The sequence below is a fragment of the Sporosarcina sp. FA15 genome, from assembly GCF_051550195.1.
Taxonomy (GTDB): Bacteria; Bacillota; Bacilli; order Bacillales_A; family Planococcaceae; genus Sporosarcina; species Sporosarcina psychrophila.
Genome location: NZ_CP188818.1, coordinates 3,773,693 through 3,785,394, shown reverse-complemented (window position 1 = coordinate 3,785,394; position 11,702 = coordinate 3,773,693). Strand labels below are relative to the sequence as shown.

General features: G+C 38.6%; 10 protein-coding genes. 7 read left to right on the top strand and 3 right to left on the bottom strand.

Going from position 1 to position 11,702, the window contains the following annotated elements; genetic code table 11:
• Positions 1-207: 207 nt before the first annotated feature.
• Both ACP8HG_RS17850 and ACP8HG_RS17845 read right to left on the bottom strand, forming a co-directional pair.
• Entirely contained in the window at positions 208-1,590 is a 1,383-nt protein-coding gene (locus ACP8HG_RS17850; RefSeq protein ID WP_438297472.1) for an ammonium transporter, read from the bottom strand.
• Positions 1,591-2,124: 534 nt separating this feature from the next.
• Entirely contained in the window at positions 2,125-2,913 is a 789-nt protein-coding gene (locus ACP8HG_RS17845; protein ID WP_067204540.1) for a helix-turn-helix domain-containing protein, read from the bottom strand.
• A 596-nt stretch (positions 2,914-3,509) separates the two neighbouring features.
• Between ACP8HG_RS17845 and ACP8HG_RS17840 the strand changes: the two genes are divergently transcribed.
• From ACP8HG_RS17840 to ACP8HG_RS17830, 3 genes are all read left to right on the top strand, one after another.
• On the top strand, positions 3,510-4,169 hold the full coding sequence (locus ACP8HG_RS17840; RefSeq protein WP_067204537.1) for a hypothetical protein: 660 nt from the start codon (positions 3,510-3,512) through the stop codon (positions 4,167-4,169).
• Positions 4,170-4,660: 491 nt separating this feature from the next.
• Positions 4,661-5,851: a M14 family metallopeptidase gene (locus tag ACP8HG_RS17835; RefSeq protein WP_438297470.1), complete on the top strand. Its 1,191-nt coding sequence runs from the start codon at positions 4,661-4,663 to the stop codon at positions 5,849-5,851.
• 504 nt (positions 5,852-6,355) lie between these two features.
• Positions 6,356-7,162, top strand: coding sequence for a YitT family protein (locus ACP8HG_RS17830; protein WP_067204532.1), 807 nt, complete (start codon positions 6,356-6,358; stop codon positions 7,160-7,162).
• Positions 7,163-7,226: 64 nt separating this feature from the next.
• On the opposite strand, the gene ACP8HG_RS17825 is transcribed toward ACP8HG_RS17830, so the two are convergent.
• On the bottom strand, positions 7,227-8,198 hold the full coding sequence (locus tag ACP8HG_RS17825) for an alpha/beta hydrolase (RefSeq protein ID WP_438297467.1): 972 nt from the start codon (positions 8,196-8,198) through the stop codon (positions 7,227-7,229).
• A 246-nt stretch (positions 8,199-8,444) separates the two neighbouring features.
• Between ACP8HG_RS17825 and ACP8HG_RS17820 the strand changes: the two genes are divergently transcribed.
• The 4 genes from ACP8HG_RS17820 to ACP8HG_RS17805 all read left to right on the top strand — a co-directional run bounded on the left by ACP8HG_RS17820 (position 8,445) and on the right by ACP8HG_RS17805 (position 11,540).
• Complete coding sequence (locus tag ACP8HG_RS17820) at positions 8,445-8,594, top strand: hypothetical protein (RefSeq protein WP_187046415.1); 150 nt, start codon at positions 8,445-8,447, stop codon at positions 8,592-8,594.
• Positions 8,595-8,997: 403 nt separating this feature from the next.
• Positions 8,998-9,597 (top strand): glycosyltransferase family 2 protein, encoded by a 600-nt coding sequence (locus ACP8HG_RS17815; RefSeq protein WP_067204523.1) that lies wholly within the window; start codon positions 8,998-9,000, stop codon positions 9,595-9,597.
• A 64-nt stretch (positions 9,598-9,661) separates the two neighbouring features.
• The gene (locus ACP8HG_RS17810; RefSeq protein WP_067204520.1) at positions 9,662-10,684 is read left to right on the top strand and encodes a polysaccharide biosynthesis protein; all 1,023 of its coding nucleotides are present in this window, start codon (positions 9,662-9,664) and stop codon (positions 10,682-10,684) included.
• 1 nt (position 10,685) lies between these two features.
• The gene (locus ACP8HG_RS17805) at positions 10,686-11,540 is read left to right on the top strand and encodes an SDR family oxidoreductase (protein WP_438297464.1); all 855 of its coding nucleotides are present in this window, start codon (positions 10,686-10,688) and stop codon (positions 11,538-11,540) included.
• The last annotated feature ends 162 nt before the right edge of the window (positions 11,541-11,702 follow it).

Sequence of the window (11,702 nt, the reverse complement as noted above, 5' to 3'; positions counted from 1 at the left end):
GTGTTCTTTAGTAAGACCTATACTCCACATCATGTAAGCCCCTATAGAAAGTGACACTTCCTAAAATAAGAAAAGAAATAGAGATTAGATATAACGTACATATCTAACCTCTACTCTGTGAATATGCAATTTAAGAAACTTTGCACGCTAGGTATTACGTAATTCTGTTCAACTCCCAAAAGAGAAAGCAGTTTAACATTTACCTGGCTACTTATTTAGCGTGCTAAGAGGACTGACTGATAGTGCCTTTTTCGGTGGTTTTTTTAGTGAACTTGATGTTATCGGTTGAGGAACAGGCGTTTCAATTCCGTACGGAGATACCGTGTTCATTTCGTCAAGTTTCCCTGTAATCGATAATGCTTCAGGATATCCGAAGCTTCCATGTTCACTATAGTCCAAACCGACTGTTTCTTGTTCTGCCGTCACCCTCAATCCCGTCATCACCTTTTTCATGACAAACAAAATTGCGAAGGATACGCAAAACGCATAGGCAGCCGATACGGTCACGCCCATGAACTGGACCCCAAGTTGAGTGAATCCTCCACCATAGAATAACCCCTCATGCCCAACAGTTGCCAATCTGGGTGAGGCAAAAAACCCAGTTGATAAGGTCCCCCATACGCCTGCAATACCATGAACTGAAAGCACATAAATTGGATCGTCTATTTTTCGTCTTTCAAAAAATCTAGCACTATAAAATACCAGTATTCCGGCAACAAGGCCAATGATTACCGACGCCCATGTCTCTACAAAAGCACATGAAGCAGTAATCGCAACAAGTCCGGCCAATGTCCCATTCAGCATTGTCGGAACATCGGATTTTCCTAAAGCAACCCATGAGATAAGCAACGCACTTATCGCTCCCGCTGATGCTGCCAAACTAGTATTTAAGGCAATAAATCCGAAGAATCCATTCTCTACTCCAAGTGTACTTCCAGCGTTAAAACCGAACCAACCTACCCATAAGATCAAGACACCTAAAGTAGTGTAAACCTGGTTATGTCCGCTCAAGTTGTTAGCAGTCCCATCGACGTTGTACTTTCCAGCTCTTGGCTTCAATAAAATCGTAGCTGCCAATGCTGCCATTGCTCCTGTTAAATGGACGACTGTTGACCCTGCAAAATCCTGTTTTCCATGCTCTGCCAACCATCCACCGCCCCAGATCCAGTGGGCTACTACCGGATAAACGATAATTGAGAACAGCAAGGCAAAGACAAGATAGGTGGAAAGTTTAGCCCGCTCTGCAAAGCCTCCGAATGCAATTGCTAATGAAATGCCCGCAAATGCAAGCTGAAATACAAAGAATACGGCAGTCGAATAGGTACTTCCCTCTATTTCATAGCCTGAATAGAAGAAGTCAGACCACCCTACAAAAAAGTTCCCATTTTCACCAAATATAAATCCGTAACCAACTGCCCAAAAAACAAGTGAGGCAATTCCAAATGTAAATATAGTTTTACCGGCAATGTGACCAGCATTTTTCATCCTTGTCGAGCCCGCTTCCAATAATATAAATCCACCTTGCATCAAAATGACTAAAATAGCGCCCAACATAATCCAGACACTATTTAATAAGAATAAGTTATCCATCTAAAATTCCCTCCTCCTATTTTTTAATACTTCTAATTTATTTGTGACGCGGAACTAGCACCAGGACACTTTCAGTTTTCAATACCGTTACTATGTTAATGTTTTAGCCACATGTTGATTTGCTTTAGGCAGGCAATGAGCTATGATCCTATCATGAGCAGGCCGAACCCAGAAACTTTGATAAGAAACGAATGATAATCGTACGTGCTCAATAAATAGCACTTAAGTCTTTCAAGAGCGGTTCATGCTTGCGCCATGACTGTACTGGATACTCCCCCTTTTATGTTCGCCAGTATTGCAAATCCTCAAGCAACAACTCTGAATAAACATTCGTAAAAAAAACTTACTGGCTCATTGGCTATCCTCCTCAACTCCTTTTCTCTTTCAATACTATCAGCCAGAGGATCCAAGATATTTAGATTATCTGATCAAACATTTACACTTTTATGTTCATAGATAAAGTTCATGAAATACATAAAAGCCAGGCAACTAAATGCCTGGCTCTTGAACGTATGGGTAGATTTCCGAATATGCTTATCGTATCTCTGAGGGGTTTTTACCAGTGTACTTTTTAAATTGTCTACTGAAAAAATGGATGTTGTTATATCCTAGAGCATCAGCAACTTCTGTCACTGTGAGTCCTGTAAAAAGCAATAAATGCTCAGCTCGCTTTATACGAGAATAGACAATATAAGACTTGACGGTATGGCCGATGACTTGTTTAAAATTCTGTGAAAAATACCGTTGAGATAGATTTGCACGTTCAGCCAAACTATTAATCGTATGCGGCGACCCTGGATTTTGTTGAATATAATTGGCAATTTCTCGAATCGTTTCTAGTAATTTATTGCTCGTATTAGTCATTTGTTTTTCTTGTCCTCGTTCTTCTCTTAATAAATGGATCATCAATTGCTTCAAGATTAGCTGGGCCTCAATTTTTGCACCAAATGCCTGCACTAGAAATAATCGAACATATTGAGTTAAAAGCGATTCAAAGGTAATGGAATTTTTGAAGACCCGGTGACCTGAAGGTACCAATTGGAACGGTTCAGTTATATCAAAATGAATGTAAGTTAACACGAGGGGATTTTGCGGATTATGTGTGGCTGTTGTCTCATCGCCGGGTTTAAAAAGAAAGCAATGCCCTTTTTCTACATTATATGGCTTACCATTGAGCACTACTGTCCCTTCCCCAGCCCAAACATAAAATAAATCATAGTTGGGAATTGGTTTATCACGTTTTTTCCATTGCCAGCTCGGTTCACAATGAATAGTGGCCAAAAATGGTTTCAACATAAAATGATCTGAATTCAGATAAAGCATCCCAACTCCTCCTTTTATTCAGCAACAACTTACCTATTTACTTTATTCTGCATCTATATGTTAAGCAACTCTAATGCATTGTTCCATTAAAAAAACACCTACCACACGTGCTGATTAACCAAATCAACCAGTAAATAACTTGATCTCCCCCTTAGCACTACTTGTATAGTCGCGTTTTTGGATTACTTCGGATTGAATGACTTCTATTACGATTACCGAGATGTCTGAATGTATAAGTACACAGAGTGCTGAAGCTCTTTGGTATGAAAGAATAGCTGGCTTATTAACTGGAGAAAAGCCGCCAAAGATGCAATTTTGGCGGCTGAAACGTTCTATGATGTTTGCCAATTACCAAGCCTGCGCAATCTGGGGCGATACTATTCGACCGGATCGATCGTGAATTCAAGTATTCATCTGATTATATGACCAACCAATTACTAACGATTTCTTGTGATTTTCGTGATATGAGTTGCACCATTTTCATGATTTTTGCTTCATTTGAACATTTTACACTTTTTATTTATTTTTTTTAGATAAAATACACGAATTGGGAAAAGATATGAATTGAGGAATAAAAATAAAGGGGCGGTTAAAGCATGTCAATGGAATGGTTTAACAGAGTAACTACTGAGCTTCATGATCATCTGAATTCAATTTGCGATCAATATGATCAAGTCGGTCATATGTCGATTGACCAAAGTGCAAAACATCCACGTATCGAATTTTTTGTCGAAACGGAGGACGACGAAAGGGACTACTTCTGTACCCTTCATTTTGATCCACATAACGCAGAGTTTTACGTGGAAACTTTTGACTTTGAATTCGAACAGCAAACCAGAATCATTCTTACTGACATTGAAGATATAATTGACGCTATTCATGATATCTTCCATGATTTCATCAGTGATGATGAACTAGATGATCTTGACGAGGAGTTCGTTTTAGACGCCGTCAATAGTGGAGAATACTACGTGGGTGAAATTGCTGATACAGAGTTTGAGGAATTGAGCGTCGAATGGGAAACACCTGAAGTCACTGCTTTCCAAATCGAAGATGCAATAGAAATAACGCATCAATTTGGGGTAGTCAATGCTACTGGAGATGGTGTTCTTCGAAGGGTCAAGCGCTTTTGGTCGGAAGGCAACGAGCTTCACAAAGAGGAAAGCAGCTTCGTCTTTACAAAAGAAGAGGCGAGCACACTCATTGCTTTGGTTGCGAGTAATATGGATAAGATGACTTCATATGAAAATCTGTAAAGCTTAAAGAAAATAAACAGGCATTAGGGAATCTTTCCTAGTGCCTGTTTATCGTTTTCATTTCCACGTAGATTTATTTCCTTTGAACCGCTACGGCGCTAGGGGAGGCATCTCGCCTTAAGCCAGATGAGGTATTCTTTAACCTATCTGGAATAACCTCTTGGCATTAACTGTATAATTATGGTCAAGAAATCCGCAATCCAGGTTGCAGATTTCATCACTAATAATGAAATACTCTTTCTCACATAGACCATCCAGCGCAGGCGCGTCTTCGTGGTAGTCGAAGCGGGATTAGTGTGGGGAATCCTAATTCATTCCAAGTACAAGGGCTGTTTCAGTGGCCTCACAAAAGCACTTATAAAGCGCATACGCCGTATTCATTTGTTCAACGTATATAGATTTTTAATTTCCCTTTTTAGTTTTATGTAATTGTTAAGCAATACTTCACATACTCTTATTACTGAGTATTTCCAACTAAGAGGAGGAAATGCATGGACATATTTGCTAGACCTGGAGATTCGTTTTGGAATTTCAGCCAGGTATTCAAGATGCCTCTTCAACTGATTATCGATTCCAACCGAAACATCAACACACAAATACTTACGACAGGTCAGCGAATTCAAATCCCTGGATTTGTTGCTACCAATTATAAAATTCAAACAGGAGATTCTTTATGTTTGATCGCACAAAGACTAAATCTTCCTTTGTATTCACTTCTTCTTGTCAACCCTAATCTTGAACCGAACGGCCTGCAAGTTGGACAGATGATTAAAATTCCTCAGAGGATTACCTGGAGGCTTATAAACGGGAAACAAAATTTTGATTACGACATTATGATGAATGATATCAGAAGGTTACTAGCCGTTTATCCATTTTTGCAAACCGCTCCTATCGGAAATTCCGTTTTAAAACGAGAAATACCAGAAATCTTGGTTGGTAGTGGAACTAAACGAGTTCATTATAATGGTTCATTTCATGCGAATGAATGGATTACTACCCCTATCATTTTGACCTTTTTAAATGATTATTTGCTTTCATTAACGAACCAAACTACTATCCGCGGTCTTTTTACATTCCCCTTTTACCAACAAACGACATTATCCATTGTTCCGATGGTCAATCCGGACGGAGTTAATTTGGTGTTAAATGGTCCGCCTGCAAATGAGCCATGGCGAAGCAGAGTTGTTGAATTGAATAATGGTAGCTTGGACTTTTCGGACTGGAAAGCCAATATAAGGGGTGTGGATCTGAATGATCAATTTCCTGCCAATTGGGATCGGGAAAGAGCTCGTAATCCTAAGTATCCGGGTCCAAGAGATTATGGCGGTGAGCGTCCTTTGTCCGAACCTGAGGCAATTGCAATTGCGGACCTGACAAGAAGGCGGGATTTTGCAAGAGTACTCGCTCTTCATACACAGGGAGAAGTTATTTATTGGGGGTACGAGAACCTTGAACCCCCTGAGTCTGAAGTTCTTGTTAACGAGTTCAGTAGGGTCAGCGGATACGAATCAGTTCAAACAATTGAAAGCTATGCTGGATATAAGGATTGGTTTATTCAGGAATGGCGGAGACCTGGATTCACAGTTGAACTTGGTTCAGGAAAAAACCCGCTTCCCTTGGACCAGTTCGATGAAATTTATCAAGAGACGTTAGGGATTTTTCTAGCAGGGTTATATGTATGATTAATTAACAAAATTCAACTTATTATGCGGATGCCTGTGAACGTAACTGGATTTTCTTGACGGTATGTGAAGTTCTTCTCCACCCCTTTAGACATTGCACACTAAATAATCATTACCGTTTGATAGCAAAAGGTATTCAATTCATAGTAAGGCAGGTAAACACGTATTGACACGTCAATTTTTCTCTGCTAAATTAACATCTAACACTAAAAGTCTATGACGAGAAAAAGTACGAAAAGGCCCCTGTTCCCTAATAAGTTGGCGCTTAATGAAAGTCGACGAACAGCCCTTATCCGAAATTCATCTCTGAGATACAAAGCCGATAAGTCAGTTAGCTTTGACGGTTTTCCACCGTTATCTGGGGCACGTATGAGAATACGTTGACTGAAAGCCGTTTGTTTTTAGAAACCTGCGGAGTTATGGGTATAATCGCGAGCACGAACTCGTCCCTTTTTTAGGGTCGAGTTTTTTTATTTGCCAAAGCTGGAAGGAGATTTACTAGTTATGAAAAATTTAATTGTCGTCTTAGGTTCACTCATTATTGCATTTGCTTTTAACTGCTTTCTCGTTCCTTTCGGGATTTTAAGTAGTGGTATTAGCGGAATCGCAATTTTACTCGGCCTAATCAGCCCATTTAACACCGGTCTATTAAATCTAGTCCTTAACTTGCCTTTGATTGTTTTAGGCTACTACAAACTCGGAAAAACAATTACCATTAACACACTGGTTTGCGTCGTGTCGCTCTCGGCATTCTTATACGTGATACCAGTCGTTGCTGTGACAGACAATATCCTGTTATCAACGGTTTTCGGTGGCGGCATTGGTGGTATGGGCGTTGGTCTTATCCTCAAATACTCAGGAACTTCTGGCGGTTTGGATATTATTGCGATTATCGTTTCCCGTACAAGTTCTTTCAGTATCGGCCTTCTCCTCACGGGGATGAATGGCGTAATCGTGCTACTTTCAGGATTTGTCTTTGACTGGGAAATCGCGTTATATACCCTGTTGTCTATCTATATCACTGGTAAAATGATCGATACAATCTTCACAGATCACGTCAAACTGACGATGCAGATTGTCACGACAAAAGGTGATTTAATACGCAATGAGTTACTGGGATCCATCTATCGTGGGATTACGATTACGGAAGGTTACGGGGGCTATACTCAAGAGAAGAAAGACATTTTAATGATGGTCGTCACGCGTTATGAAACGCTGCATGTTAAAAAGATTGTCCGAAAGCATGATGAAGACGCATTTATTAATATTTATGAGACGGTTGAAGTTGATGGTAAATTTTCAGTTAACTAGTAGATAGTAAAAAATAGGTGCCCGGTTCTGAAAACAACTCAAATTGTTTTAGAACCAGTGGCACCTATTTTAATTCAATATAACGGTTAAGAAACTGATCTATTTTCATATTGTATTTGTCTTCGTCCAATGCAATGGATTCACCGTGGTTTGCATTCGGGACAAGATAGAGTTCTGCGTCACTTGAAGTATGTCGATACAAATCCTTTGTCAACTCTGTTGGAACAAATGTATCGCTTTCCCCATGAATATACAGAATCGGGACACTCGTCTTCTCCACCTCTTTCAGTGCACTCGCTTCCCTGAATGAATAACCTGCCCTGATTTTGGTTAACACACTGGTGCTATCTAACAATGGAAATGCTGGCAGATGAAACATCCGATTCATTTGATACTGGAATAATTGATAGACGGACGCATAGGGACTGTCCGCTATGATGGCTTTGACCTGGCGAGGAAGTTCTTCTTCTCCACTAGCCATCAAGACGGTCGCCGCCCCCATCGATAAACCATGGTAGGCCACTTTAATATCAGTTCCAAGTTTCTCCACCAATAATTGTGTCCAATCAATCAAATCGAGCCGATCTGGCCAGCCAAATCCATAATAATTACCCTCGCTCTTTCCATGCCCTCGTGCATCAGGCATGAAAATATTATAATCCAAATCGTTATGATAATGCTGTCCGAATAGCCCCATTTGCTTCGCGTTTCCTAAATAGCCATGCGTTAAAATGACCAATTTATCCGTTGGCTTGGATGCCGGCAAATAGTAACCTGACAGTTTCAGTCCGTCGCGTGACGTTAAAGTGAGTCGTTCAAAATTTTGATCCGCGACCCAACCTATCCAATCTCCATTCAAAAAGAGGTTCATTGCCTTATCGGATACTTCCAAATCTGCATTCTTCTGCAAGAAATCTTTCGGTCCCCGCTTGACTGCTAGCTCATAAAAAAAGAAACTGCCGATGATTTGGATCAGCAAGAAAACTGTAGCAAAAAGAACAAGTAGCCTCTTCCATTTGATTCGAATCTTACTCATTCCCCTTTACTATGCTGTCTCTTAGCATTCATGACGCCTATGATTAGTATAGTAGAGAAACTGAGAAAAATGAAAGAAATCAATACGATTACAGGAAATACCAAAAAGGTTTCTGATAGTCTATCGCATCACCCAAGCAATTCATCCAAAAAGGAATGGTACCTATTTTGCATGCTCCTACATAGAACTCTGCACCTTGGACACAATAGCTAGGATGAAATCTTTCTACAAAAGGAGGTTCAAGTCATGTCGGAAGAAAATAAAAACAAAAACAAAGACAAAGGTAAACAGCGGAATGCCCTCAAATACGATACAAAGCCGAAAGACGATGTTGAGTTTGCACGTGAAAGCGAATTTTTAAATTTAGATGGTAAGAAAAACAAAAGAAAGCGTTGAAAACAGTGCCTGTCAGTTTCCCCCTAGAGAACTGTTAACTGATGCACTGAATTCTACTTATCGCATCTAACATAAATCCCCCTAGTCAGATGAGCATCTGACTAGGGGGATTTGTTTTGGATATTTTGACTTAAAACGTTATTAACTCAGCTACTCATCCTCATACATAATCGATTTCTACCTACAGAAAACGCATCGGCCTAAAGTTTAAATAATCACACGCATATATTAATCGAGGACAGACGTATTTTTGATAAGCATAAGGTATGAGATTTCTTTTTAACAAGGTATCAACAATAACTTGTTACGAATTGCGCTAATTGGAAAATTTAACGGTAGATGATGCATGCTTTCTACTACCTTGGTATTAATTAATTGATCAATAAAGGAATGAGGTCTTTGAATGAAAATTAGTTTTCTAACTCCAGCTTACAATAGTGAAGAATGGATTAAGATAATGCTGGATAGTATTCCGAAAGAATATGCTTATGAAATTATTGTTTGCGACGATGGTTCCACTGATAAAACAGTAGAACTACTAAAGGAATATGAAAAAACTTGTCCACAATTAAAAATAATAACGCATGAAGCAAATAGAGGTGCTAGTGAATCATATAATCGATGCATTGCTGAAGCAACCGGGGATTATGTAGCAATCATTGATAGCGATGATCAATATTTACCTCCGATTCGGGATGTACTAGCACAAGTTGACGGTGAATATGACATTTATTACTACAATATGTTAACGAAACACGGACTACAATTTGTGAAAAGTAAAGATGATGCTTATACGTGGTGTGGACAATTTAAGATCATTCGAAGAAGTTTTATAGGGGATGCAGTGTTCACAACGAGAAAAGATTTTGCCGGAGATTGGGATTTTAATAGAGTATTAATGGATAATAACCCCAAATGTAAATATACTGGACTATTTGCCTATTGGTATAACTATCCTAGAGAAACTTCCGAATCTGATTTGCATCTTAGAGGGCTGAAATAAGGAAATGAATGTCGTTCTATTTCTGGAACAGCCTCTCCAATGAAAGGAGTTGACCTATAACTATATGTTTAAAGATAAAATACTACTAATAACAGGTGGAACTGGTTCATTTGGTAACGCTGTATTAGAAAGATTCTTAACTACTGATATCAAGGAAATTAGGATATTTTCAAGAGACGAAAAAAAACAAGATGATATGCGCATTTTATATCAGAATAACAAAATTAAATTTTTCATCGGAGATGTACGTGATAGTAGCAGTTTAAATAACGCTATGTACAATGTAGACTTCGTTTTTCATGCAGCAGCCCTTAAACAAGTTCCCTCTTGCGAATTTTTCCCCTTAGAAGCCGTAAAAACAAATATTCTTGGAACAGAAAATGTATTAACTGCAGCGATAAACGCAGGTGTGAAAAAAATTATTTGTCTCTCTACAGATAAAGCGGCATACCCCGTCAATGCAATGGGGATTTCAAAAGCGATGATGGAGAAAACATTCATTGCAAAATCTAGAATGGTTACTCCTGACAAAACCTTAATTTGTGGAACTCGCTACGGTAACGTGATGGCATCCCGTGGATCAGTCATACCATTGTTCATAGAACAAATTAAGAACGGAAAGCCGTTAACGGTTACTGATTCCAAAATGACTCGTTTTATGATGAGCCTTGAAGAAGCAGTCGAATTGGTGTTATATGCCTTTACAAACGCAGTGAATGGCGACATTGTGGTTCAAAAATCCCCCGCTTGTTATATAAAAGATTTAGCACAAGCATTGATTGAATTATTTAATGCGAAAAACGAAGTTAATATCATTGGTACCCGTCACGGAGAAAAAATTTACGAGGTACTTCTTACGAAAGAAGAAGCAGCCAAAGCAATTGATATGGGAGATTTTTATAGAATTCCTGCTGATAACCGAGATCTAAATTATGGGAAATACCTCGAAGAAGGTTCCCCTAAAATTACGTTAACCGATGAATATAACTCTAATAATACAAAGACCCTTTCAGTAGATGAAATAAAAGAAAAGTTGTTAAAACTAGATTTCGTTAAAGACGAACTGCGTAAATGGAATGGAGGATAACATGAAATTCCTAGTTCTTGGGGCAACTGGAATGGCAGGTCACACCATCTCATTATTTTTAAGTGAGAAAGGGCATGAAGTTACTACCTTTTCAAGAACAGCATTTCCTTATTGCAAGAACATAAATGGGGATATTATGGATGATTTTTTGTTGAATTCAATTCTAGTAAAAGAAAACTATGACGTAGTGATCAACTGCATAGGTATTTTAAACGAAGCGTGTGAGTTAGTACCGTCAAGAGCTGTCTATCTAAATAGTTACTTACCACACCTTATAGCCGATAAATTAAAAAACACCAACACTAAATTAATTCATATGAGTACAGATTGTGTTTTCTCAGGTAAATCAGGACCCTATTCCGAAGATAGCATTCGTGATGGTGAAACTTTTTATGATCGAACAAAAGCTCTGGGCGAAGTTAATGATAACAAAAATTTAACCTTTAGAAATTCAATTATTGGTCCGGATATGAAAAGGAATGGAATTGGTTTATTTGATTGGTTTATGAAACAACAAGGAACTATTAATGGATTTACAGGAGCCATCTGGACTGGCGTCACTACTTTGACTTTAGCAAAAGCTATGGAAAAGGCTGCAATCGAAGATTTAACAGGGTTATATCACCTTGTAAATAATCAGAGTATAAGTAAGTTTGATTTATTAAATCAATTCAATGCAAATTTTAAAGCGGATGAGTTAACAATCTTGCCTAGCGATTCCGTCAATGCTGATAAAACATTGATAAATAACCGACAGGATTTTTCATTCAAAGTACCCAGTTATGAAAATATGATCATAGAGATGAAACAATGGATTTGGACACACAAGAATTTATACCCACACTATTTTCAGTAAACGTTGACCATGTTCTTCAGATAATGGAAGTATAGACAAAGGTACCTGGTCCTGAAGCGATTTAGAATTGTTTCAGAACCAGATACCTTTTTTAACTTGTAGTAAACGGGTTTGCGACCATTACTTTTCTTTAATATCTTAAAGGTCACTGAAGACTTTTCC